The sequence below is a fragment of the Psychrobacter sp. Arc9 genome (genome assembly GCF_041431295.1).
GTDB lineage: Bacteria > Pseudomonadota > Gammaproteobacteria > Pseudomonadales > Moraxellaceae > Psychrobacter.
On the sequence record NZ_JASMRK010000012.1, the window covers coordinates 55,596 to 80,073 of the forward strand.

At 42.2% G+C, this 24,478-nt stretch carries 21 protein-coding genes; 15 read left to right on the plus strand and 6 right to left on the minus strand.

The annotated features are described in order from the left end of the window. The first annotated feature begins 15 nt into the window (after positions 1–15). From pstA to phoU, 3 genes are all read left to right on the plus strand, one after another. Entirely contained in the window at positions 16–921 is a 906-nt protein-coding gene (gene pstA, locus QO187_RS08365) for a phosphate ABC transporter permease PstA (protein ID WP_102092672.1), read from the plus strand. 77 nt (positions 922–998) lie between these two features. After that, positions 999–1,919, plus strand: coding sequence for a phosphate ABC transporter ATP-binding protein PstB (pstB, locus tag QO187_RS08370; protein WP_102092673.1), 921 nt, complete (start codon positions 999–1,001; stop codon positions 1,917–1,919). Between the two features lie 119 nt (positions 1,920–2,038). After that, on the plus strand, positions 2,039–2,821 hold the full coding sequence (gene phoU / locus QO187_RS08375) for a phosphate signaling complex protein PhoU (RefSeq protein ID WP_102078266.1): 783 nt from the start codon (positions 2,039–2,041) through the stop codon (positions 2,819–2,821). 99 nt (positions 2,822–2,920) lie between these two features. Here phoU and QO187_RS08380 read toward each other — a convergent pair whose 3' ends face one another. Next, positions 2,921–3,211, minus strand: a complete 291-nt coding sequence (locus QO187_RS08380; protein WP_057757820.1) for an oxidative damage protection protein — start codon at positions 3,209–3,211, stop codon at positions 2,921–2,923. A 317-nt stretch (positions 3,212–3,528) separates the two neighbouring features. Continuing rightward, complete coding sequence (gene argH / locus QO187_RS08385; protein ID WP_371548013.1) at positions 3,529–4,902, minus strand: argininosuccinate lyase; 1,374 nt, start codon at positions 4,900–4,902, stop codon at positions 3,529–3,531. 239 nt (positions 4,903–5,141) lie between these two features. Between argH and QO187_RS08390 the strand changes: the two genes are divergently transcribed. The 6 genes from QO187_RS08390 (at position 5,142) to QO187_RS08415 (ending at position 11,236) form a co-directional block, all read left to right on the plus strand. Further along, entirely contained in the window at positions 5,142–6,167 is a 1,026-nt protein-coding gene (locus QO187_RS08390; protein WP_371547979.1) for a histidine kinase, read from the plus strand. 329 nt (positions 6,168–6,496) lie between these two features. Further along, entirely contained in the window at positions 6,497–7,234 is a 738-nt protein-coding gene (locus QO187_RS08395; protein WP_371547981.1) for a LytR/AlgR family response regulator transcription factor, read from the plus strand. Between the two features lie 228 nt (positions 7,235–7,462). Further along, positions 7,463–8,497 (plus strand): hydroxymethylbilane synthase, encoded by a 1,035-nt coding sequence (gene hemC / locus QO187_RS08400; RefSeq protein ID WP_371547982.1) that lies wholly within the window; start codon positions 7,463–7,465, stop codon positions 8,495–8,497. A gap of 110 nt (positions 8,498–8,607) precedes the next feature. Beyond that, positions 8,608–9,606, plus strand: coding sequence for a uroporphyrinogen-III synthase (locus QO187_RS08405; protein WP_371547984.1), 999 nt, complete (start codon positions 8,608–8,610; stop codon positions 9,604–9,606). A 60-nt stretch (positions 9,607–9,666) separates the two neighbouring features. After that, complete coding sequence (locus QO187_RS08410) at positions 9,667–10,692, plus strand: hypothetical protein (RefSeq protein ID WP_371547986.1); 1,026 nt, start codon at positions 9,667–9,669, stop codon at positions 10,690–10,692. A gap of 82 nt (positions 10,693–10,774) precedes the next feature. Then, positions 10,775–11,236 (plus strand): acyl-CoA thioesterase, encoded by a 462-nt coding sequence (locus QO187_RS08415; protein ID WP_371547987.1) that lies wholly within the window; start codon positions 10,775–10,777, stop codon positions 11,234–11,236. Positions 11,237–11,377: 141 nt separating this feature from the next. Here QO187_RS08415 and ribBA read toward each other — a convergent pair whose 3' ends face one another. Together ribBA and QO187_RS08425 are read right to left on the minus strand one after the other, a co-directional pair. Continuing rightward, positions 11,378–12,490: a bifunctional 3,4-dihydroxy-2-butanone-4-phosphate synthase/GTP cyclohydrolase II gene (gene ribBA, locus QO187_RS08420; RefSeq protein ID WP_201568166.1), complete on the minus strand. Its 1,113-nt coding sequence runs from the start codon at positions 12,488–12,490 to the stop codon at positions 11,378–11,380. A 346-nt stretch (positions 12,491–12,836) separates the two neighbouring features. Continuing rightward, positions 12,837–14,126, minus strand: a complete 1,290-nt coding sequence (locus tag QO187_RS08425) for a replication-associated recombination protein A (RefSeq protein ID WP_371547989.1) — start codon at positions 14,124–14,126, stop codon at positions 12,837–12,839. 453 nt (positions 14,127–14,579) lie between these two features. On the opposite strand from QO187_RS08425, the gene QO187_RS08430 reads away from it, so the two are divergent. Next, a complete protein-coding gene (locus QO187_RS08430; protein ID WP_371547991.1) occupies positions 14,580–15,113 on the plus strand; it encodes a type IV secretion protein Rhs in 534 nt (177 codons plus the stop codon). Between the two features lie 211 nt (positions 15,114–15,324). Continuing rightward, on the plus strand, positions 15,325–16,257 hold the full coding sequence (locus QO187_RS08435; protein WP_371547992.1) for a hypothetical protein: 933 nt from the start codon (positions 15,325–15,327) through the stop codon (positions 16,255–16,257). A gap of 86 nt (positions 16,258–16,343) precedes the next feature. On the opposite strand, the gene QO187_RS08440 is transcribed toward QO187_RS08435, so the two are convergent. Both QO187_RS08440 and gltA read right to left on the minus strand, forming a co-directional pair. After that, a complete protein-coding gene (locus QO187_RS08440; protein ID WP_371547994.1) occupies positions 16,344–16,991 on the minus strand; it encodes a hypothetical protein in 648 nt (215 codons plus the stop codon). 469 nt (positions 16,992–17,460) lie between these two features. Continuing rightward, positions 17,461–18,741 (minus strand): citrate synthase, encoded by a 1,281-nt coding sequence (gene gltA / locus QO187_RS08445; RefSeq protein ID WP_057757851.1) that lies wholly within the window; start codon positions 18,739–18,741, stop codon positions 17,461–17,463. 1,017 nt (positions 18,742–19,758) lie between these two features. Between gltA and sdhC the strand changes: the two genes are divergently transcribed. The 4 genes from sdhC (at position 19,759) to QO187_RS08465 (ending at position 23,667) form a co-directional block, all read left to right on the plus strand. Beyond that, a complete protein-coding gene (sdhC, locus tag QO187_RS08450; RefSeq protein ID WP_082624524.1) occupies positions 19,759–20,145 on the plus strand; it encodes a succinate dehydrogenase, cytochrome b556 subunit in 387 nt (128 codons plus the stop codon). 2 nt (positions 20,146–20,147) lie between these two features. Next, positions 20,148–20,552, plus strand: a complete 405-nt coding sequence (gene sdhD, locus QO187_RS08455; protein ID WP_057762261.1) for a succinate dehydrogenase, hydrophobic membrane anchor protein — start codon at positions 20,148–20,150, stop codon at positions 20,550–20,552. A 330-nt stretch (positions 20,553–20,882) separates the two neighbouring features. Then, complete coding sequence (gene sdhA, locus QO187_RS08460; protein WP_057757857.1) at positions 20,883–22,733, plus strand: succinate dehydrogenase flavoprotein subunit; 1,851 nt, start codon at positions 20,883–20,885, stop codon at positions 22,731–22,733. Positions 22,734–22,956: 223 nt separating this feature from the next. After that, entirely contained in the window at positions 22,957–23,667 is a 711-nt protein-coding gene (locus tag QO187_RS08465; RefSeq protein WP_055123743.1) for a succinate dehydrogenase iron-sulfur subunit, read from the plus strand. The last annotated feature ends 811 nt before the right edge of the window (positions 23,668–24,478 follow it).

The window sequence follows — 24,478 nt, forward strand, 5'->3', positions numbered from 1 at the left end:
TGGGAAATAAATATTATGCCTGCTAACAATACGATCAATGCACCACTACCTACTAAGCCAAACGGCGCTACCCGCTACAATCAAAGCCTGTATAACAAGCGTCGTTTGACCAACAAGTTAGGTCTAGGCTTTGCCATGTCAGCGATGATTTTTGGCCTCTTTTGGTTATCATGGATTTTGGTGACTTTGTTTGTTGAAGGCTTCCAAGGCATGGTGCAGTTGCCAATCTTTACCGCTGATACGCCGCCACCGATGAGTGCAGGCGGCTTACGTAATGCTATCGTTGGTTCGGTCATGTTGGCGTTTTCAGGCTTGTTTATCGGTGCACCTATTGGTCTTATGACAGGTATTTACTTATCTGAGTTTTCTAAAGGCAGTATGCTGGGCAAGGTCACTCGCTTTTTAAATGATATTCTATTGTCAGCGCCATCGATTGTCATCGGTCTATTTATCTATGCGCTGATGGTAAAAGGTCAAAGTTTCTCTGGTTGGGCGGGCGCGTTGGCATTGGCGCTGATTGTTATTCCAGTGGTCGTGCGTACGACAGAAAACATGCTGAACTTGGTACCTAATAGTCTACGCGAAGCAGCTTATGCGCTAGGTACTCCTAAATGGAAACTGGTCACTCAGGTTACGGTAAAAGCTGCACGAGCTGGACTGACCACAGGTGTGCTACTGGCCTTTGCTCGAATCACTGGTGAGACAGCGCCGTTACTATTTACCGCACTTAACAATCAATACTTCAGTACAGATATGGGTCAGCCTATTGCTAACTTACCCAATACCATTTACCAGTTTGCGATGAGTCCTTATGATAATTGGCACACACTGGCATGGGCAGCCGCGCTGCTGATCACAGCGTCGGTCTTGGTATTGAATATTTTGGCAAGATTTATTGGCAATCGCGGTCAGGTCAAATAAAGACAGATATCGCTGCAAAGATACCAAGTATTTACTTATATTTATACGAAATACACTAAGCTAGGTTGGATAATATTATGAATGATGTCGTAAGCAAAGCCCGCACAGAAACAACGGCTGATCGCCTTAACAGTACAACAGACAGCTTGTTAAATAGAACCACGTCTCATAGTGCGCAATCGCAGCAACCCAATACTGCTGACTTCACTAAGCAAAGCATTCATGATATCCCCAAAAACATGCCCAAAGCAAAAATGGAAGTCCGCGATCTAAACTTTTACTACGATGATTTTCAGGCATTAAAAAACATCAATATCGATATCGCAGAAAAGAAAGTAACGGCGTTCATTGGTCCATCAGGTTGCGGCAAATCGACGCTGCTACGTACCTTTAACCGCATGTATGATCTGTATCCAGGAATGCGTGCAGAGGGCGCTATCAACCTTGATGGGCGCAATATTTTGGGCAAAGACATAGATGTCAACTTGCTACGCGCGCAGGTCGGTATGGTATTTCAAAAGCCAACGCCGTTCCCGATGTCAATCTATGACAATGTTGCCTTTGGTGTCAAACTCTATGAAAAGCTCAGCAAAGACGAGCTGGATCATCGCGTGGAGTGGGCACTAAAAAAATCGGCGCTATGGCCAGAAGTGAAAGACAAGCTAAAAGCATCAGGACTGTCGTTATCAGGTGGTCAGCAGCAGCGTCTGTGTATCGCCCGTAGTGTGGCGACCAAGCCTGAAGTGCTGTTGCTTGATGAGCCGACCTCAGCACTGGATCCTATCTCGACGGGTGCTATCGAAGATTTGATCGAAGATCTGAAAAACGACTATACCATCGCTATCGTCACTCACAATATGCAGCAAGCAGCACGCGTATCTGACTACACGGTCTATATGTATTTGGGCGACATGATTGAAATGGGTGAGACCGATCAGATATTTACCAAACCTACCCAAACCGCGACAGAAGACTATATTACAGGTCGTTATGGCTAATATTGATTGAGATTGAAGTCGGTACAAGCAGACAACGCTGACTAGTATGTCATAAGCCGACTTTCTAACTTCATAGGCACACTGCGCTATTAAAATATAGATTCTAGGGAATACCTCTTATGCAAAGTGATAAGCATATCTCCAAAAGTTTTGACCAAGACCTTGATGAAGCCATCCGTTTATTTTTATACATGGGTGATAGCGCGGCTAACCAAGTGGCCAAAGCCATTCACGCTCTGATCGATAAAGACGAAACACTGGCGCAAGAAGTCATCGATATGGACTTCGATATCAATCGAATGGAGGTCGAACTCGACGAGCACATTTTATTATTGGTCGCCAAACGCCAGCCAGCTGCCAGTGATTTGCGTTTAGTCATGTCGATTAGTAAAGGTGTGGTTGATTTGGAACGTATCGGTGATGAAGCGGTAAAAATTGCGCGAATGGCCAGTAAAATAGCGGCAGAAGGCAAATCAGCATACGGCTATGCTGAGGTTCAGCACTTGAGCAATCAAGTTCGTCTGATGCTAAACAACTCGCTAGAAGCTTTTAGTCAATCGAATGCGGAACAAGCGTTTGAAGTGATGCGTAATGATAGCGTGGTCAATACCGAATATCAGTCAGCCATTCGTGCCTTAATGACCTATATTATGGAAGACTCGCGCCATGTATCAAAAGTCATCAATATCATGTGGATATTACGATCGCTTGAGCGTATCGGTGACCATGCACAAAATGTCGCAGAGCTAGTCATTAACTATATCAGTGGACAAGACGTGCGTCATTCAGACTATGCCATGGTCGAAAAAGCGGTGCAAGAAGCCAATGACCGCTTAGCTGCTCGTCAAGTTAGTACATTGTCAGCCAATGAGCTCGAAACGTCAGATAGTGATGAAGGCTGATAAGAAAGACTGTGATTTTCACCTTATAATAAAAAACGCGCTATAGTAAGCGCGTTTTTTTATGATTATTAGATATTGCTACTAGGAGGCAAGTAAGTACTAGCTTTCAGGTGTCCAGCCTTGTGCGCGCTCATAGTCTTCATTGTCTAAGAACTTATCACGCTGCTCTGTTAAGAACTTTTTAGCAGCAGGATCCATCATGCTTAGATGATTCTCATTAATAAGCATAGTTTGATGCTCAAGCCATTCTTTCCACGCTTTTTCAGATACGGTCTCTTGCAGCTCTTGGCCTTTCTTATTAGGGAAGGGTGGATGCGGCATCTTTGGTAAATCTTGCTTATATTTACGGCAAAACACAGTATTTGCTTGAGGGTTAAAAGTCTCAGTCATAAGGCATTCCTTATTCATTATCTTAAGTGGTTAAATCAAATATCATATGATTCTATGATAACGGTCTTGGTAGATTTAGCAAAGGGTACTAATGTATATCGTCAAGCCTCTATCCATTTTTTATAAAGTCTTTGGTAGCTGGTGTATGACAAACACTAACTACGTTTGACTTTTTTATTGAAATTTCCAAAGCTATTGATATTTTGAAAATGACATTGGCCAAACCAGTAGAGGTCATAGGACAAATAAAAACACCCGCATAAGTAGCGGGTGTTAAGTTTAAATTAGCAAGTTGGCTATTATTTGCAAATTAATGATTAAGCAAAGGCTTTTAAGCGAGCACGGCCATTGACCACCGCTTGCTTGACTTGGTTTGGCGCAGTGCCACCTAAATGGTCACGAGCTGCTAATGAGCCTTCTAGCGTTAGATAGTCGAAGACATCTTCACCGATAGCATCGCTAAATTGCTGTAGCTGTGCCAATGACAAATCACTTAGATCAACACCCTCTTTGATGCCTAAAGCAACAGCGTTACCAACGACTTCGTGAGCGTCACGGAATGCCACACCTTGACGTACTAGGTAATCTGCCAAGTCAGTCGCAGTCGCATAGCCTTTCATCGTAGCGGCACGCATACTTTCTTTGTTTGGCGTGATATTTGGTAGCATATCAGCAAACGCTAATAGTGAACCTGTCAACGTATCAACGCAATCAAACAAAGGCTCTTTGTCTTCTTGATTGTCTTTGTTGTAGGCGAGTGGCTGGCTTTTCATCAAGCTAAGCAAAGTCATCAACTGACCAAAGACGCGTGCCGCTTTACCGCGTACCAACTCAGGTACGTCAGGATTTTTCTTTTGCGGCATGATCGATGAGCCCGTACAGAAGCGATCTGGTATCTGCACAAAATTAAATTGTGCTGACATCCAAAGAATAATCTCTTCGCTCATGCGTGACATGTGCATCATTAGAATAGAAGCTGCTGAGGTAAACTCAATGGCAAAGTCTCGGTCTGAAACCGCATCGAGTGAGTTTTGACAAATACCTTCAAAACCTAGCAGTTTGGCCGTAATCTTACGGTCGATGGGGAAGGTCGTACCCGCAAGGGCGGCGCTACCGAGCGGCATTTGATTGATACGGCGACGCGCGTCAACGAGGCGCTCGGTATCACGATACAACATCTCAAACCATGCCATCACGTGATGCCCAAAGCTAACAGGCTGTGCTGTTTGCAAATGAGTAAAGCCTGGCATGATAGTGTCAGTATGTTGCTCAGCCAAATCAAGTAAACCACTTTGTAAACGTACTAATAACTCAATAATATTATCAGTCTCTTCGCGCAACCATAGGCGAATGTCTGTGGCTACCTGATCGTTACGGCTACGACCAGTGTGTAGCTTTTTACCAACGGCACCTACAATGTCAGTCAGACGTGACTCTACGTTCATATGCACGTCTTCAAGGGCGATCGACCAGTTAAACTCACCTGCTTCAATCTCGCGCAATACTTGCTGCAAGCCGTCAATAATGGTGGCAACTTCATCGGCAGTTAAAATGTCACATTCTTTTAGCATCGTTGCATGCGCAATCGAGCCTTGAATATCGTGACGAGCAAAGCGCTGGTCAAAGCCCACAGAGGCAGTAAAGGCAGCAACGAAGCTATCTGTCGCTTCACTGAAGCGCCCGCCCCACATTTGTTGGCCTTGGCTACTAGCAGGCGTAGTCTGCGTTGTGGTACTTGTTATCGGAGCATCTGTGCTAAAATCAGAGTCAGATGAACTTTTACTTGATTCAGGATTACTAGGTTTTGAAGAATTGGCGTTCATATCGGTACAAGACAAGTCAAGAGAATAAGAACTCGAGTATAGCAAATGATGAGGTTGCCTTACTAGCTACACGCTTAGAGTTTTTTATTCCTAAACTCATGGAGATCATGAGGCCTTGGCAGTGGCTGACATATATCTTTTTTTGGTCATTGTTCCTAACGGTAATGGAGCGCCATAGTCTAGCCACTTGGTCAGACGTCATGATTCAGTTTGTACGTAGCTTCACTCAAAACACTCTGACAGTTATCCCATCACTTTATCTAGTTGACTACCTACGTCCTGCATTTAAAAATACCAGTATTCTTAACGTAAGTATGCGGATTGTACTGTTACTGATGTTTGCTGCTGCAGTTTCGATGGCGTTAGTCACATTATCTATGATTAATTTCGGTTGGCTAACATATGATAGTCGCACGTTTGTATTAAATATCGTGCTCAATACAGTATTGGCGGGTGGTTTTACGACTGTATTTTTATTATATTTTTTGCGTAGCTACCGTGAGCTTAATGCGCTTAAGTTGTCCTTTGAATATAAATTGACTGCGCAAAATGATCTAATAAAAGCCCGTACGGTCCCGCACTTTTTCTTTAATACTATCAATACACTTGTATCTCTGATTGAATCGAACCCGCCCAAAGCCGCTGACTTATTACAGCACGTCTCTGCATTGTTCCGTGCTAGTTTTAGTGGTACACGCGAGATTAGCTTTGAAGAAGAGGTTGATCTTTGTGAGCATTATTTGGCAATCGAATCTAGTCGTTTAGCAGACAAGCTCGAAGTCAATTGGAAGTTACCTGAAGAAGATATCATGTACGACATGGTAATCACTGCGCTAACGCTACAAAGCGTGCTAGAGAAAATACTGCTCAATGTGGTAGAGATGACCACAGAAACTATCTGCATTAATATCGAAGTCACGTGGGAACAACACAGAGTTAAAATCATGATTGATGTTGCGCTTCCCAAAAAGACACTAATTATCAATCATGATTTGCGCCAGCATATGAATTTCTATATTCAAGCTGATCGTTTGCGTACCCATTTTGGTCAAAGTGCTGACATTCAAAGCTCGGTAGCCAGCACTCAAATTATCACCATCATCGACTATCCTCTACAAGACGTCGGTTTATAACCTACTGTTCTTTATTAGCTTTCTCCATTTTTTCAACTCTTAAAAGACTATGTGGCATACTTATTGCATCGCCATGTATAGACGTCATAATTTATGTTTGATAAATAATGATTACGAATAAGTAATATCATAACTACCGTGAAACACAATTACACCATATAAAATCTACCGATAGCAGGAGTATATTGTCCGCTATAAAAACTGGTAGTTTTTGTCAGAATTTTATTAAATAATTTAGATTTTATACTCTAAGTGATTGATAATGAGTGCTAATATAGCCGTAATACTATTGAAAAAAATATTAAGTATGTCCTTGGATGGGAGTTTGCATGCGTATCGTAGTTTGTGATGATGAGCCCCTAGCGCGTGAGCGCTTGGTGAGAATTGTACAGGAGTCAGGCCATGAAGTCGTTGCTCAGGCCACAACAGGTGCAGAAGCCATCGTCGCTGTAAAAACCCAGCAGCCAGATATTATATTATTAGATATCCGAATGCCTGAAATGGACGGCGTACGCTGTGCCCAAGAGTTGGACAAACTTGAGCATCCACCAGCGATTATATTTGTGACGGCATACGACCATTATGCGATCGCAGCGTTAAAAGCCAATGCAATTGGCTATTTGTTGAAACCTGCGAACAAAGATGAGCTACTAGAGGCATTAAACAAAGCAAAGAACCTAAATGCTGCTCAACTGAACGAAATTCGCAAGCTTGAAGACCCGACAGCACGTCCGATACGTGAACATATCGCTGCTCGTACGCATCGCGGTGTTGAACTGATTAAACTAAAAGATATCTACTATTTTGCAGCAGATCAAAAATACGTCAAAGTGCGTCACAAAGATGGCATGGTATTGATTGATGAAACGCTAAAAGAGTTAGAGCAAGAATTTGATGATCGTCTGTTCCGAGTACATCGCAATGCCATTATCAATCTTAGTTATTTGGACTTTTTAGAAACTCTAGATGCAGGCCAGTATCAGATACGTTTTAAAGGTATTGATGAGACGCTAGCGGTCAGTCGTCGTCACTTACCTGCCTTACGTGATAAAATCCAAAGCATGTAATAGGCTGTCCTGATAGCGACCAATCATTCCATATCATCAAACCCTTATTTATGCTTAAATAGGGGTATTTTTTTGCGTCAGCATCTACTATTAATCATTTGAGTTGCCTATTCTTTGGCAAATTTACCCTATCGAGTAATATCGATATTATTCAGTATAAAGATGAACAGTACTGACATAGGGACTATAGCCATTATAGTATTAGTATCGAACTTATTGAGGCCCTTTATGAGCAATCCGCAGCAACCTGTTTTGACTACTTTAAATATCGCCACACGTCAAAGTCCTTTAGCCTTATGGCAGGCTGAGCATATTCGCGATCGTTTATTGGCGTTGTATCCTAATCTGACGATTAATTTACTGAAAATTGTCACTAAGGGTGACAAGATTTTGGACACACCTTTGGCCAAAATCGGTGGCAAAGGATTGTTTGTAAAAGAGCTTGAACAAGCGCTGTATGATAAACAAGCCGATATTGCAGTGCACTCGCTAAAAGATGTACCCATGCAGCTTCCCGAAGGCCTCACATTAGGCGTCTACTGTAAACGCGCCTCACCAACAGATGCCTTTGTCTCTAATACTTATAATAGTATTGATGAGCTACCACAAGGCGCAGTCGTTGGGACATCGAGTTTACGTCGTCAATGCCAGATCAAAGCCTATCGTCCTGACCTGCAAATCAAAACGTTGCGCGGCAATGTCGGCACTCGTTTGGGCAAGCTGGATGCAGGTGAATATGATGCCATTATTCTGGCAACGAGCGGCTTGCAACGTATTGAGTTGGACGAGAGAATACGCGGTGAGCTTGACATTGCAGCTTGCCTACCTGCAGTTGGGCAAGGTGCCTTAGCAATCGAATGCCGTGAAGGCGATGAGGAAGTCCTTAAATTGCTTGCACCACTCAATGATGATAAAGCTCGTATTCGACTTATCGCTGAGCGTGCTCTGAACCGTCATTTAGAGGGCGGCTGCCAAGTACCGATCGCCGCTTATGCAGTTCTGCAGACAGCTGAAGAAACCAGTGTTAATAATGATAACAATGGTGATAATGGCAATAACGACAGCGGGAATGTGCTGTGGCTACGCGGTCGAGTGGGTCAGGCTGATGGTAGTGAATTGTTGAAGGCGGACAAACGAGCTACGTTGGTTGGGACACAAGCCGAGCAAGAAGCCCAAGCCAACCAATTGGGTATCGATGTCGCAGAAATGCTACTTGCTGATGGCGCAGGAGATATTTTGTCAGCCATTTATAAGCCTGAGTAGTACAAGTACAGTTGCTATAGGTTTGATTAATCGCAGGATAGACTGATCTAAGCATCAGCCATTTTTGTATACTTAAGCCTTTTTCATTCGTTTTTTGTCATGGTATACCTATGTCATCAATGCCAAATCAATCTACATACACAACTTCTCATAAAAATTATGCTAATGAGAAGTTAAAAGTCGTGCCGCAAATTGTCATTAATACTCGCCCAGTAGAGCGAGCAGCACCGTTGACGCAGCATTTGCAAGCGGCAGGATTGACAGTGATTGAGATGCCAATGTTGACGCTACGACCACGTCCAACAACTGATCTAGATATTACATTAATGCGTCAGTGGATGGCGGGGGAGTACAAAGCGCTTGTTATCGTCAGTCCAACTGCGGCAGCTTCAGGGCTAGTCGCTTGGCAATCACTTGAACATGAATTTAAAGAGTGCGAATACAAAACGACAGACAGTTATGCGCAGAGATTGTCAGAAGGTTTATCATTACCTAGTCCTCTGGTTGCGGTTGGTGAAGCAACGGCGGCAGAGTTCAGTCAGGTGCGTATAAATACAACAGACTATCAAATACTTCAGCCTGAGACTGCCAATAACGAAGGCATGCTAGCAATGCCTGAAATTGATAACTTACAAGCAGGCGATAAATTGCTGATATGGCGCGGGCTTGGTGGACGACGATTATTGGTTGATACATTGCAGGCGCGCGGTGTACATATCGATAGTATTGCTTGGTACGAGCGTACAATGCCTATCGATGCAATGGCTGAATATCAGCAGTGGCAACAAGCATTTCTTACTCATAGTACTACGTCAGATATTGCCCTACCAAAGCAGCCAAAGCCAATTGTCGTAATCAGCAGTGCGGCGGCTTTTGAGCATTGGTCAAATATCGTAAATGATGGCCAATCAAAGATAATAAACAAAGAGCAAAATTCTGATGCAGTGACTGATACAACACAGCGTCTATCGCTTACTCTAAAAGATTTTTCTTACGTTGTCTTAGGGGAGCGTCTTGCCAATATGGTTGCCGCACAGCAGTTGAGCTACTGGCGAGTAGAGGATTTATCGCCAGCTACGATTCTCTCAGCCATTAATTCCAAAATATAATACCTTAAACTCCTCATTTGCTTTAAACATGTTTATCTATACCAATAACGGTACTGCCTTATGTCAATGAATTCTGAGTCCTTATCTAAGAATCCTTCTACTGTTCAGCAGCGCCGGCAAGCAAATATTTTGCTGCTACGGATGCAATGGCTGGTTATCTTATTACTGATCGCTGCATTATTGTGGCTATATATTAGTCAGCAGCGCTTTCAGCATAGTGTCAACGATCGTTTGCAGAGTAATGAGCAAGTAATCAGTCGATTAAACGAAATGGACGATCGTCTATTTGCCATGAGTCAGCAGACGCTGCCAGAGCCTAGAGTTAAGGCTAGTAGCCAAGCTCAGAATCAGTTGGACCTATTGCGTATCCAAATCAAAGCGGCTGATAGACTGTTGGCAGATAGTAATGACAGTGCGGCGATTGAGTTATTGCGAGGTCTACATTGGCAGTTGTCGCAAAGCAGTAATGAGATTGCGCCTGCGTTAACCATCGTTATTAAGCAAAGTTTGCTCAAAGATATTGAGCGTCTGCAGGCCCAAAGCTCGCAGCCAAGCCCGTGGCAAATACAAAATCTGGCGATTCAAAATATTCAGGAATTTTTGCACAGTCATGAGCGTCTTGGTAGCTACGAAGGTACGGATCTACAGCGTCGAGAGCTAGTAGATGCAGCTACTGAAAATAAACAGCAGCTCAAAGCAACTGATACTTCAGCGACTAGTGATACAAATTTAACGCGTCGTCAGCTCACTATCCATGAAGTCATCATGACACTGAATCTAGCAAGCCAAGCCAGCAATATGCGTAAGCAAGATCAACTTGTCAGCTATTTGACGCAAGCACGCAGACAGTTAAAAACGTTGGTGCCTCAGGCTTCAACTAGCGATAATAAAAAGTCAGCACAAGCTGGCGCGATTGGCATTGTACAAGCTGATAAAAAACCAATCGATGGTCAAAGTAATCTTGAGACAATGAAAGCACCGAGTGACATACCAGAAGTAATTGTATGGCTAAATCAGTTGATCGCTCATGCACCAAAACCAACGCCATTATTGACGACAGAAATCTTAGACAAGCCGCAACGTTAATGAGAGCTAGTCACAATAGTTAATACAGAAAATATAAAACGTAAGGTAAGCAATGACCCATTTTAATGAAAAGTCAGCATCTATGTCTGATGCAACAAACGAACACCGCCCTGAATTATTAGCTCATTATCCTGTTATTCATTATCAACCTATACAGTGGGGAGAGATGGATGCCTTTAATCACCTGAATAATGTGGTTTACTATCGTTACGCTGAGTCAGCACGCATTAGTTATTTGCATGCGCTAGGTATGTTTGATGGCAGTATGGTCACTGTTTTAGCCCAATCTAGCTGTCAGTATTTACGACCAGTTACCTATCCTGATACGTTATTATTAGGAGTTCGTTGTAAGCGTTTGGGCAATACAAGTATGGCGATGGAATATAGTTATTATAGTACCGCACAAGAAACAATCGTTGCTACGGCAGAGGCAGTGGTAGTGCGTCTGGATAGTGGTGGAAAAGGCAAATTGCCGTGGACGGCGGCAGAGCGTCAACAGCTGCTAGAACTGGAAGCCAAGTTTGGTCATACGCCTGAGCTTTAGATTGGTTTCTATATAAATCGATGATTCATTTCTTCAAAAAAACTATTCTATATTGAAAGTTGAAAACAAAAAAGGCACGCTAACATAATGTCAGCGTGCCTTTTTTATCACTCATTCTGCAACTATTTTCTTAAACAGTCGTTAGTCTTGCTGCGGTGCATGAACAAAATCAACCACGTTTAGATCAAAACCTGATAAAGCAAAAAACTTCATTGGCGATGATAATAAGCGCATATCACGGACACCTAAGTGACGTAATATCTGTGCACCAACACCGATACTACGATAAGGTTGCTGCGTGATGGTTGATTGCGACTCGTTGACCGCGGCTTTATCCAGCGCATCTCCCAAATCAACTGGCTGATTGCTACCAATCCATACCAGCACACCGCGATCTGAAGCACTGATTTCTTCTAGTGCTGACTGTACGCTCCAGCCACTACGGCCAGTCATATCATTTTTAGCTGCAAACAAATCGCGTAATGGGTGGAAACCGTGTACACGTACAGTGCTGACGCCTTCGCTGACATCACCTTTTACCAAGGCTAAATGTGTTTCTTCAGCGCCAAACTCACGGAAGCGATGTAGCGTAAAAGTACCGTGTTCAGTTTCAAACGGATGTGACTCAATCTCTTCTACCGTTTGCTCATTCGCGATACGATAATTGATAAGGTCAGCAATCGTGCCTATCTTGATGTCATGCTCTTTTGCAAATATTTCAAGGTCGTCACGGCGCGCCATCGTACCATCTGCATTGATAATCTCTACAATCACCGCTGCAGGCTCTAGACCTGCTAAACGTGCTAAATCACAACCCGCTTCTGTATGGCCTGCACGGTGAAGAACACCGCCGTTTTGTGCCATAATTGGAAAAATATGTCCAGGCTGAACGATGTCTTCAGGCTTTGCTGACGAAGATACCGCTGCCTGAATAGTACGTGCACGATCACCAGCAGAAATACCCGTAGTGACGCCTTCAGCCGCTTCAATCGAGACAGTAAAATTGGTGCTAAATTTAGCCTCGTTACGATCTGACATCAGTGGCAGTGCCAATTGCTGGCAACGCGCTTGTGATAAGGTCAAACAAACTAGACCACGCGCGTGAGTAATCATAAAGTTAATATCTTCAGGGCGCACATGGGTCGCTGCCATGATGATATCACCTTCGTTTTCGCGGTCTTCATCATCCATCAAGATGACCATTTTTCCAGCACGAATGTCTTCGATAATCTCAGGGATTGCATTTAAACTCATAGTAAATCTCAATATTTTATTATTTATAAATAGGTGTCATTTGGAATATAGGGCTCTATCTGCTTATTGTAGCAGTAGATAATACAAAGCGCTGTTACGGTCAAGCAAAGCGCTACTACGGTCAAGTAAATCGCGCTATAAGCAATATCATTTGATATAAAAGTAATTCGCTTCACTGCTTGTATATATCATTATGAGGTTATTTTAACGCTTTTCAGCGTCACGTGCTGCGTCATCTTCCCACTATATCGTTCAGTATGTCAAAAATAGCCATAAATATTATCAATGACCATTAAAACTGACTCATAAATCTTTGCGTTAACTTTTTTATTAATCTATATCACAGTTAGTCATTACTCGCTGCTTGGCTTTTTAGCCAATCCATAAATTGCTTACTGTGCTGCTCACGTTGATTATCTGCAAACTCATAGAAACTGGTACCAACCAAATTATCTGGTAAGTAGCTTTGAGGATAGTAATGGTTAGGATAATCGTGCGGATAAGCATAACCTTGACCATAGCCTTGACTACGCATTAGTTTGGTCACGCCATTGCGCAAATGTAGCGGTACAGGTGAGGCATCTTTTTCAGCCAACGCCATCGCAGCATTGATTGCTTTATAAGTGCTATTGCTTTTGGCACTGGTCGCTAGATACACCACAACTTGACCTAAAATAATACGCGCTTCTGGCATACCGATAGATTGCACACTACGCAATGCCGCATCAGCTAGGAGTAAAGCATTAGGATTGGCATTACCAATATCTTCACTGGCCAAAATCACTAAGCGCCGCGCAATAAAATCAGCAGGTTCGCCGCCTACGAGCATACGTGCCATCCAATACAATGCCGCATCCGGATCTGAGCCACGGACTGACTTTATCATCGCTGAGATAATATCGTAATGCTGCTCACCATCTTTGTCATATCTTACCAAAGCAGTCTGTGCCACTCGGCTGACCAACTCATCATCGATAATCACTGGCGACTGCTTGGCATCAGCTGTTTGAATGGCTAACTCTAATAAATTTAGCGCTTTTCTAGCATCACCGTGGGCCAATTGACTAATGGTATCTTTTGCTTGTAAATCGACGGTCAACCTTTTGAGTATATTATCTTCTGAAAGCGCTCGTTGTAGCACGGCACTTATCTGCTCAGGTGTTAACGGCTCTAAACGATATACTTGGCAACGTGATAGTAGAGCGTTGTTGACACTGAACGATGGGTTTTCAGTGGTAGCACCAATCAAAGTAATGTCACCAGACTCTACCGCTCCCAATAGCGCATCTTGCTGTGCTTTATTAAAGCGATGAATCTCGTCAATGAAGACCACAGGTGACTCAAATGCCAATGAATCTTTACTATCTAAGACTTCGCGTAACTGTTTGACCCCAGTATTTAACGCGGAGAGCGCATGAAAAGGTCGATTGATGGCATCGGCTAACAACATTGCAATGGTTGTTTTGCCAATACCTGCTTCACCGTGCAGGATAATAGATGGCAGATGCCCTTGCTCTACTAAACTTCGTAACGGTGCGCCAGCTGCCAGCAAATGCTCTTGACCAATGATATCAGTAAGAGAAGTAGGGCGCATACGCTGAGCAAGTGGGGTATCGGCATGGAAGTTAGGTGGCATAAGACTCTCTATCGGAAAATAAAAAAACTATCTACTATCTGCAATGGTAGTAACAGCAAAGCCTCTATAGTTAAATTCAAAAAACAGCATACTAGGCTACCTTTATGATTTTCATTGGGTTTCGACACTCATATACGTTTGGCACGATTTTCGCAGCAATTTTATAATAGTAATGAGTATTAGACATCAGCAGTAGAAGTAGGCTAGTTTATAAGGATAGTACTTGTTACAAGTCATACGCGCTAGGTTAACGCAAAAATATGTTAATGAAAGCTAACTAAGCGTATAGCTTGTGTCCGGAGTACTTTAGTTTTCGTCATTCATCTATATTAACGGCTCTACTATTAACAGTTCTACCGTATCGATGGGAAAAGCTGGCCAATCGCGACCATTAACTATTAGAAGTAGCTTACCAAAGATGTAGCTTATCAAATATAAGGTATTACATTAACGATGTCTGAACCGATTCTTAAACGCTTATTCAATCGTTACGTGCGTAGTGATACAGGCAAGCAGCAGTCACGTTATCTGACAGCTGGCGAGATAGCGTTGGCGTATTCAGTATTTGGTGACAGCATCAAACTTGATGAAGTGCAGTTGAAGACAGCGTGGTGGGTACTAAAACATTATGCAGTCAGTCCTAATGGCAATATTTACTTTAATTCAGTCGATTGGATTACGGATTTTAGCGAAGCTCCATTGAGTAAACAAAGCTGGCTTGTACATGAGCTAACGCACGTATGGCAGTTACAGCAAGGCTTAAAAGTTGTACGCGGAGCGATTATCAACCGAAAATACGACTACGTGTTAGAAACAGGCAAGTCATTTTTTAAGTATGGTATTGAACAGCAAGCACGCATGGTACAAGACTATTTTGTACGTCGTCAGCGTGGTCAGAACTGCCAAGAGTGGGAAGCTTGTATTCCATTCTTGACGGTGCAGTCTATTGTTAAGGCAGAAAGTACTGATGATGCATCAGTCATCTAGTTTTCAAGAATAAGATTAAGCTTGGCTGTGATAAGTCATAACCGAGCTATAGAACGATACATTAACTGAAATATAGGTCAGTTGGATAAATACTGGATAACTATATTGGACGATTTAACAGTTAGTTGTGTTGCTAAAAACCAAAGAATAATGAACCGTAATTGTAATTTACCCTTTAATAATTTTGCTTTACCAAAGGATATGCACTCTCATGTTTAAATTTTTGTCAGTAAAGCCTAATGTTGATAGCCGCTACCCACCGACTTTGCTTGTAGCCGCACTGTCAGGAGTATTGTTTTTGACAGGCTGTCAGCAGTCTGACACATCGCCTGTAACTGATGACAGTCAAACCAGTGAAAAAACAAGCGTAGAAGACAGTCAGCCTATGCCAAAAAGCGACTCAGCTGCGGCGCGCATAAAACAATTTCAGCCGATATATGTCGCACAGGCGCAAAGTTTACAGAGACGATTGCAAGCAGAATATGAGTCATTGCAAGCGGCAGATGCGTCAGACAGTGAGGAGCTTTTATTACTGAATACTAATAATAGTGAAAATACAGATAGTAATAACGAAGTAGCAATCGATAATATCGCTCCTAACACAAATACTACCGCTACCAGTTCTGAAGAAGTAGTGTCATCGAATAACGATATCGCCTCGATAGACAGCAATCCAAATGTAGATGCAGAGGTTGACGTCAATACTAGCACTGAAGTTGGTGAGCGCGATTTAACGGTTTTAAAACGCATCAGTCTTGAGCCGCGCAAACCTGTTATGTTGACCGAAGACCAAATCATAGAACGCTATCAGCAGACCATGGACGCTTTATATCAACCGGTGACAACACCGCTCAGTGCAGAGGATTCTGATACATTAATCAACGTGGCGACGTTGGTGCCGCAGTTATTTGAGCATGCAGAGATTGCTGGTAGAGTAAGCGCAAAAAGTCCGGCACTTGCTCGTTTAATTATTCAGCATCAGGTATGGGAACAAATAGAAGCTCAGCAAGTGGTTGATATGCAGCAAATGAAACAGAAGCAGCAACAAGAGTTTGAAGCGCTAATGGCTAAATTTAATGAAACCATCGAAGGATACGATGAGCAGATTGCCAAATATGAGCAAACGTTAAAAGAGTTTCAGTAACTGACTATAATTTTACAAACTCACGGTGTAATGGACAAAATTCATGCTAAAAAGTAGAAGGTAGTCGCTAATGGACATAATTCATGCTATTTGAGTGACTTTGACCCTAAAAAGTCTTTAATAAACCGCAACTTACGCTGCTCACTTAGACCGTGATGACTGTGTAATTGTCGCTTTAACTCACTGAATAAGCCTTCAAGAGAATTGGTGGTATTTGGTATATCTAAATGCCCATATTCTTGGTAAGTGAATAACCAATCACTATTGGTCCTGAGGCTGCGATAAGCACTTCTAAGACGTTTGTGAGTGTACCAACTTCTACCAGTATCTTCATTGGTACTACGCTCACTCAGATAGTCTTCATGGGTTAAATACCATTGATCTAAGCATTTTGTGAACGTGGCTTTATCAAGCTTAGTTAAGTCTAAAGTGAGCCGTCTAAGCTCGATACTGGCACTGTTCTTAGGTCGACGAGTGAGATAACGAGTTATTATTTGCACTTGATGAAACTGGCACATCTGGCAAGGGGTGTGGGTGAATAGCGTACGCAGTCCTCGTCTACCATCACAGGTGATGCTTTGTATATCAACGCCTAACGATACTAGATGATCAACACCTTGCTTGTAGGCACTGTTGGTTTCATGACCCACTATCGCGTAATAAAGTACGGCTTTAGTGGTATTGTCCATAAAGACCATTAAACCAAATTTGCGACCAAAGTAAGTGGTGTCCATGATGATATTAGCAGTCTTTGGTTGCTTAATCTGATACTGGGTACTGACTTTATCTAAGCGCCTTTGAATGGTCTTGAGACTACAGTGATATTTATCAGCCAGCTGTTGGTAGGTCTGTTTTCCCTGAGTGTATTCAGTCCAAAGGGTTTGGTTATTGAGTCTTTTTCCACCTAAAAACTGCCGTCTGCAAGCGAGACATTGATACTGCTGTTTGCCAAGCTTGCGTCCATTCTTCTTGGTGTGTTTATCACGACAAAAAGGGCAGTTTTTTGATTCATGGCGTTGATTCCTTGCAAATATAGACAGTATATAGCGTTAGACCATACGCCAGCATGAAAAATGTCCATTACACCAAACTCACTTAGTTAGTCATTTCTCATAAAACAATCAATATCAAATAACGAGAGTTAAGACAATAAAAAATCCCGCACGATGGCGGGATTTTTTATTGGGTAACGATTATTTTTGCTTACTTGCGATCTTCAACTTTTACAAAATCACGGCGCGTTTCACCGGTGTATAACTGACGTGGACGACCGATTTTGAACGGAGCGCTGTGCATCTCTAACCAATGGCTGATCCAACCTGAAGTACGAGCCAATGCAAAGATTACAGTAAACATTGACGTTGGGATACCGATAGCTTTCAAGATGATACCAGAGTAGAAATCAACGTTTGGATATAGGTTACGCTCGATGAAGAACGGGTCTTCTAGCGCAATTTTCTCTAGTGCCATTGCCAATTCAAGCTTAGGATCGTTGATACCTAGTGCTTCTAGTACTTCATCACAAGTCTCTTTCATTACTTGAGCGCGTGGATCGAAGTTTTTGTAAACACGGTGACCAAAGCCCATTAGCTTCACTTCACGGCTCTTCACTTTTTCCATGAACTCAGGCACGTTCTCAACAGTACCGATTTCATCTAGCATCTCAAGAACAGCTTCGTTCGCGCCGCCATGTGATGGTCCCCATAGGGCTGCGATACCAGCAGCGATACACGCATAAGGGTTTGCGCCAGTAGAACCAGCTAAACGTACCGTTGACGTAGAAGCGTTTTGCTCATGGTCAGCGTGCAAGGTAAAGATTTTGTCCATCGCGCGAGTGATAACGTCGTTTTTCTCATAGTCTACGTCAGCAGGCGTTGCAAACATCATGTATAAGAAGTTTTCTGCGTAGTTAAAGTCGTTACGCGGATACATGAACGGTTCGCCTTGTGAGTATTTATAACTCATCGCAGCAAGCGTAGGCATCTTAGCAATCAGACGAATAGCTGTGATTTCGCGATGTTCTTCATTGCTCACGTCTAGGTCTTCATGATAGAACGCTGATAAAGCACCAACGACACCAACCATGATAGCCATTGGATGCGCGTCGCGGCGGAAGCCTTCAAAGAACTTACGCAATTGATCATGAACAGGAGTATGCTCGCGGATTTTTTCAAAAAATTCTGCTTTTTGTTCAGCAGTAGGTAGGTCACCATGTAAAAGTGCATAAGCAACTTCTAGGTATTCAGCGTTGTTCGCTAGCTCGTCGATAGGGTAGCCGCGGTGTAATAACTCGCCTTTGCCACCATCAATATAAGTAATCTTTGATTCAACAGGAGCAGTTACTTTAAAACCAGGGTCATAAGACCAAAATCCTGATTCTTGTAAAGCAGCAATATCGATAACTGGGCGCCCTAAAGTACCTTTAATAATAGGAAGTTCGTATTCTTCACCATTCACGGTTAGTTTGGCATTAGTATCAGCCATAAATTGCTCTCCATTGGTTTGACTTGTTAGAATAAATTACTACAGACGCATACCCTCGCGTCATTGTCGGTTGAACGGTAAAAGTGCATTCAACTCATTTAGTACGCAGGGTATATTAGCAGCAATTCTTGATGATTTGAAAAAACTTTTATGGACCATGTGTCCAATTGGCGCGGTGTGGCGGTAGTTATTCGCTGTAATTTTTGTATCAAAATATGTCTGTCAGGTTATTTTGCTTAAAATTCCTCTGTTTTGGAGCAAGTTTATAGCAGCATTATCGAGCCAATATTTTGGGTTTCTGAATATATTTTAGAGAAAAAACTCATAAATAATGACACTAAAAACTGGCAGACTATGCCTAGTAAGCGGATTAAAGTTTGTCATAATAATCACTGTTAAAACTAGCATTATTCTTATCTATTCATTTATTGATTAAATATGTATATATTCTTACTGAATGGATAAATTTGTAATTATTGCTCAGGCATTTTATAATTGTAGGAATTAACTGGCACTAGCTTTGCGCGAATTAATAAATGACCATGTTATAGTGTCGTTCAGAGCGTCTTCTATTCATGCTTATTTATGATTGTCTGGTGTTATGATAGACCAAACCGCATTCTATGGTTTGAATTTTCTTCTTAACCAATCTTTTTTATTTGTTTGGCACAAGATTTCAAGTGCCTAATACAAGGTCTGCTCTGATATAGAAGACATAGTAACGTTGTCTTACTATTCATACGACCTCTAAAATAGACTGGTTAGTCGATGTTACTCATGTTTATTATCTTTGTTGTATAATAGATAGGTTGTTTGATAGGCCTGTCGATTCGACAAGCGACATTGAACAGTCTATCAATACCTTTATATACATGATCCTTTCTTCATATTTAGCGCAAACTAAACGAAGTCAGCTAGCTCTTCCTTACTTTATTCGTCTCGTGTGTTGCTCAATGCTCAATTGGCACTATTTATGTCAGGCGTTGATAGCAGATACAGGAGTATAACCGCAAAAGGATGCCCGCTGTGAAAAGCAACCGACCTATTGATCTGCCTTTAAGCCAAGTGATTAGCGTTAATCGCTCACCGATCGCGATCGCCTCTATCTTGCATCGTATCTCTGGCATTATTTTATTTTTATTGATTCCTGTCATGTTATGGATACTACAGAACTCACTGGCATCGCCTGAGAGTTTTGCGACCGTATTTGACAATGTACTTGTGCGCTTTTTGGCGTGGATATTTGTTGCCGCCATTGCATATCATTTTGTAATGGGTATCAAACATTTATTTGCTGATATGGGCATGAACGAAGAGCTAAAATCTGGCCGCACTGCCTCTATGGTCAGTTTTGTGATTGCAGCGATTTTAGTTGTCGCGTCATTTGTATGGGTGATGTTCTAATGATAAAAAATGATTCAGGAATCAAAAGTGCTACTGGTCTGACAGGTTCAGGCTCACGTGATTGGATTATTCAGCGTATTAGTGCTGTTGTTTTAGCCGTTTATAGTGTGGTATTGCTGGGCTTCTTTTTGACCCATGGCGATGTCACTTTTGTTGAATGGTCATCATTTATGACCAGCCTACCAATGCGTCTATTCAGCTTGGTTGCAGTACTTGCACTAGCTGGTCATGCTTGGGTTGGGATGTGGACAGTATTTACTGACTATATTACAACAGGCAAACTGGGCTCAAGCGCAGCAGGTTTACGTTTAGTACTACAGTCATTGATGATTATCGCTATTTTAGTATTTCTATTTTGGGGCATCATGATTTTTTGGGGTAACGGTTTCGGTATCGCTGCCGTTTAACCATCTCATAAAAAGCTCTGATATCTATATATAACGACGGATGCATCCAACTGATACATTAGTTGGCAAAGTATTTTAGAGTCATCCGTTGATAGCCAAGAATAGTCATAGCATTGGACTAGCATTACTGATCAGCTAATCTGATTATAGTTGAGTAGGCTTAGTTCAGTATAACGATAGATATGCAAATTAAGTGGTTAACGACTATTAATACTCTTTATTTTATAAGCTTAGAAATGGCCAAATAGTAAGCCTTTATAGCTGTAATAGAGATGTCTCAAAAAGTCTTTGATTTACTTTTACGCATTAACAGGCATTAGGAAAACCGTAATGGCAACTAGACAAGACAATACCATTAGTAATATCAAGACCCTAAACTACGATGCAGTTATCGTTGGTGGCGGCGGCTCAGGTATGCGTGCTTCATTGCATTTAGCGGAAGCGGGCATGAAGGTTGCAGTCCTAACCAAAGTATTCCCAACGCGTTCGCACACGGTTGCCGCTCAGGGTGGTATCGGTGCAAGTTTGGGTAACATGAGCAATGATAACTGGCACTTCCACTTCTATGATACCGTTAAAGGATCAGATTGGTTGGGTGACCAAGACGCTATCGAATATATGTGTCGTGAGGCGCCAAAAGTAGTCTATGAGCTTGAGCACATGGGCATGCCGTTTGACCGTAACGAAGATGGTACGATCTATCAGCGTCCGTTCGGTGGTCATACGTCTAACTATGGTGAAAAAGCAGTACAACGTGCTTGTGCCGCTGCTGACCGTACAGGTCATGCACTACTACATACGCTATATCAGAAAAACCTAGAGCAGGGCACTGAGTTCTTTATCGAGTGGATCGCCCTTGATTTGATCAAAGACGAAGCTGGTAACATCAACGGTGTCGTCGCGCTTGAGCAAGAGACTGGTACTATCGCTGTATTCCAGTCACCAATTACTGTCCTAGCGACAGGTGGTGCTGGTCGTATTTTCGCCGCTTCTACTAATGCTTATATCAATACTGGTGACGGTATTGGCATGGCAGTACGTGCTGGCATTCCATTGCAAGACATGGAGTTCTGGCAGTTCCATCCAACTGGTGTTCATGGTGCAGGTGTACTATTGACTGAAGGTTGCCGCGGTGAAGGTGCTATCTTGCGTAACAAAGATGGCGAAGCATTCATGGAGCGTTATGCACCAACCGTGAAAGACTTGGCACCGCGTGATCTCGTATCGCGCTCAATGGACCAAGAAATCAAAGAAGGCCGTGGTTGTGGTCCTAATGCTGACCATATCGTAATGGACATGACGCATTTAGGTGTTGAAACCATTATGAAGCGTCTACCATCAGTATTTGAGATTGGTAAAAACTTCGCCAACGTTGACATCACTAAAGAGCCAATTCCAGTAATCCCAACCATCCACTACATGATGGGCGGTATTCCAACCACTATCCATGGTCAAGTGATTGTACCGGATCTAGAAGCAGGTACTGATGAAGACGGCTTATATGCTAAAGGCAATGTGGTCAAAGGTCTTTATGCAATCGGTGAGTGCGCTTGTGTCAGTGTACATGGTGCTAACCGTCTAGGTACGAACTCTCTACTAGATCTATTGGTATTTGGCCGTGCAGCTGGTAAGCATATCGTTGATGAGTTCCATCATGCTGATCATAACTACAAGCCACTTGATCCACGCGTACTTGATTTTACAGTGAAGCGTTTAGACAAGTTGCAACAGTCTACTGAAGGCTACAACGCGCAAGACGTGGCTGATGAGATTCGTGCTACGATGCAAAAGCACGCTAGTGTATTCCGTACGCAAGCGATGATGGACGAAGGCGTTGAGAAGATTTTAGCGCTGGGTGAAAAAATCGACAAGATTCATCTTGGCGATAAATCACAGGTGTTCAACACAGCACGTATTGAAGCATTCGAAGTTGCTAACTTGTATGAAGTAGCAAAAGCGACAATGATATCTGCAGCTAAGCGTCATGAAAGCCGCGGCGCACACAGTGTATCTGACTATGATCGTCCAGAAGATGATGATTACGCACCTAACGGCCGTAATGACCACGATTGGATGAAGCATACTTTATGGTACTCTGAAGGCAATCGCATCATTTATAAGCCAGTACGTAAAGTGCCATTAACCGTTGATTATATCGAACCAAAAGTCCGCGTCTACTAATTCTAGACTGCATACTTTATATATAGTTGATAGATAACAGCAGTGTTAACGTTTTATCCCTTATTAATTTATTAAAAAGGTGACCGCCAGCTACATGCTCATGCCAGCGCTACGACGCTATTAATTGGTATCCGATATTGGTTATCAGTACTGATTAATAGCTAGCGCAAATATGTTGCAATCTTTGTATGCCCGCCATCACCTACGTGTGGAGTTTAGCATTATGAGCCGAGGTACTCGCACCATCGAAATCTATCGCTACGATCCTGATCTGGACGCAGCGCCACGCATGCAAACTTATACGATTGAGCTACTTGATTCAGATCGTATGTTGCTTGACGTACTATTACGCCTAAAGAAAGAAGATGAAACGCTTACTTTCCGTCGCTCTTGCCGTGAAGGTATTTGTGGCTCTGACGGCATGAACATCAATGGTAAGAACGGTTTGGCATGTCTAATCAACATGAACACACTACCAGAAAAAGTAACGGTTCGTCCGCTACCTGGTTTGCCAGTGGTTCGTGATTTGGTTGTTGATATGAACCAGTTCTATGAGCAGTATGAAAAAGTACATCCGTACTTGATCAATGATCAGCCAGCACCGCCAACTGAGCGTCTACAGTCACCTGAACAGCGTGAAAAACTGAACGGTCTATACGAATGTATTCTATGTGCTTGTTGTTCAACCAGCTGCCCATCTTTTTGGTGGAACCCTGATAAGTTCCTAGGTCCATCAGCATTACTGCATGCTTATCGCTTCGTTGCTGATAGCCGTGACGGTGATACTCAAGCACGTTTAGCTCGCTTAGACGATCCGTTTAGCTTGTTCCGTTGCCGCGGTATCATGAACTGTGTATCAGTTTGTCCAAAAGGCTTGAATCCAACCAAAGCGATCGGTCATCTACGTAATATGTTGATTGACCAAGCTGGTTAAGCATAAATAATTGATCTTTATAGTTACTATACGAAAAACACCACCTACATATTAGGTGGTGTTTTTGTTAGTTAAAAAGCTGATACATAGGTTTACTACTGTTTATAGTTGGCTTGTTGTTTAAAAATATGGTGAATTTAGTCTATTGAAAAATAGGTATTAAATGATTTAAGAGTAAAACTGTATGGTCAATACGTTGGTCGTATGTAAGAAGAAATAATATATAGACAATCACCCTATATAATCGAATATAGACATAGTCGAATTTTGGTATAATTGTATTTGGTATTTAATGAGATGGTTAGAGCGTCTTTTTTAGCGCTTAATATGTGCCGTTTGAACACATTATGACATTATCGGGCTAAAATACTATGCGCACAATGATTATGCGTTTATAATTGATGATAGATATTCATTACATAAATACCTAGTATTGAACAAACAAACTATGTCGCAAAAAATGGGCATGATAATCTATACAGCAATGTATGTCTGTCTGAAAAGGCAGGATTTATCAGCAAATTTAGGGTAATTCAGCATCAATAACCAGTTTATAGGTTAGCTGAAAATATAATTATCTATTAATAGCTTATCATTAATGGATTGGTTATGACTCAAAGAAGTATATATAAATTAATGTTGTGAAACGAGCTAGATAAGAAAACTGAGCGTTCACAAATAGTTTTATTTTTAGACGGGTATTGCAATAAGACTTGTTACCACTATTTAGCATCACTTGCTCTTGTAGACAATGACAGCAATATTCTATGGTGATGGCAATACTTAGGGATAAAAGTGTTTTATCGAATAG

Coding starts and splice junctions, on each gene's coding strand:
- pstA (WP_102092672.1), top strand. CDS start 16: ATGCCTGCTAACAATACGATCAATGCACCACTACCTACTAAGCCAAAC.
- pstB (WP_102092673.1), top strand. CDS start 999: ATGAATGATGTCGTAAGCAAAGCCCGCACAGAAACAACGGCTGATCGC.
- phoU (WP_102078266.1), top strand. CDS start 2,039: ATGCAAAGTGATAAGCATATCTCCAAAAGTTTTGACCAAGACCTTGAT.
- QO187_RS08380 (WP_057757820.1), bottom strand. CDS start 3,211: ATGACTGAGACTTTTAACCCTCAAGCAAATACTGTGTTTTGCCGTAAA.
- argH (WP_371548013.1), bottom strand. CDS start 4,902: ATGTGGGGCGGGCGCTTCAGTGAAGCGACAGATAGCTTCGTTGCTGCC.
- QO187_RS08390 (WP_371547979.1), top strand. CDS start 5,142: ATGAGGCCTTGGCAGTGGCTGACATATATCTTTTTTTGGTCATTGTTC.
- QO187_RS08395 (WP_371547981.1), top strand. CDS start 6,497: ATGCGTATCGTAGTTTGTGATGATGAGCCCCTAGCGCGTGAGCGCTTG.
- hemC (WP_371547982.1), top strand. CDS start 7,463: ATGAGCAATCCGCAGCAACCTGTTTTGACTACTTTAAATATCGCCACA.
- QO187_RS08405 (WP_371547984.1), top strand. CDS start 8,608: ATGTCATCAATGCCAAATCAATCTACATACACAACTTCTCATAAAAAT.
- QO187_RS08410 (WP_371547986.1), top strand. CDS start 9,667: ATGTCAATGAATTCTGAGTCCTTATCTAAGAATCCTTCTACTGTTCAG.
- QO187_RS08415 (WP_371547987.1), top strand. CDS start 10,775: ATGTCTGATGCAACAAACGAACACCGCCCTGAATTATTAGCTCATTAT.
- ribBA (WP_201568166.1), bottom strand. CDS start 12,490: ATGAGTTTAAATGCAATCCCTGAGATTATCGAAGACATTCGTGCTGGA.
- QO187_RS08425 (WP_371547989.1), bottom strand. CDS start 14,126: ATGCCACCTAACTTCCATGCCGATACCCCACTTGCTCAGCGTATGCGC.
- QO187_RS08430 (WP_371547991.1), top strand. CDS start 14,580: ATGTCTGAACCGATTCTTAAACGCTTATTCAATCGTTACGTGCGTAGT.
- QO187_RS08435 (WP_371547992.1), top strand. CDS start 15,325: ATGTTTAAATTTTTGTCAGTAAAGCCTAATGTTGATAGCCGCTACCCA.
- QO187_RS08440 (WP_371547994.1), bottom strand. CDS start 16,991: ATGGACACCACTTACTTTGGTCGCAAATTTGGTTTAATGGTCTTTATG.
- gltA (WP_057757851.1), bottom strand. CDS start 18,741: ATGGCTGATACTAATGCCAAACTAACCGTGAATGGTGAAGAATACGAA.
- sdhC (WP_082624524.1), top strand. CDS start 19,759: ATGCCCGCTGTGAAAAGCAACCGACCTATTGATCTGCCTTTAAGCCAA.
- sdhA (WP_057757857.1), top strand. CDS start 20,883: ATGGCAACTAGACAAGACAATACCATTAGTAATATCAAGACCCTAAAC.
- QO187_RS08465 (WP_055123743.1), top strand. CDS start 22,957: ATGAGCCGAGGTACTCGCACCATCGAAATCTATCGCTACGATCCTGAT.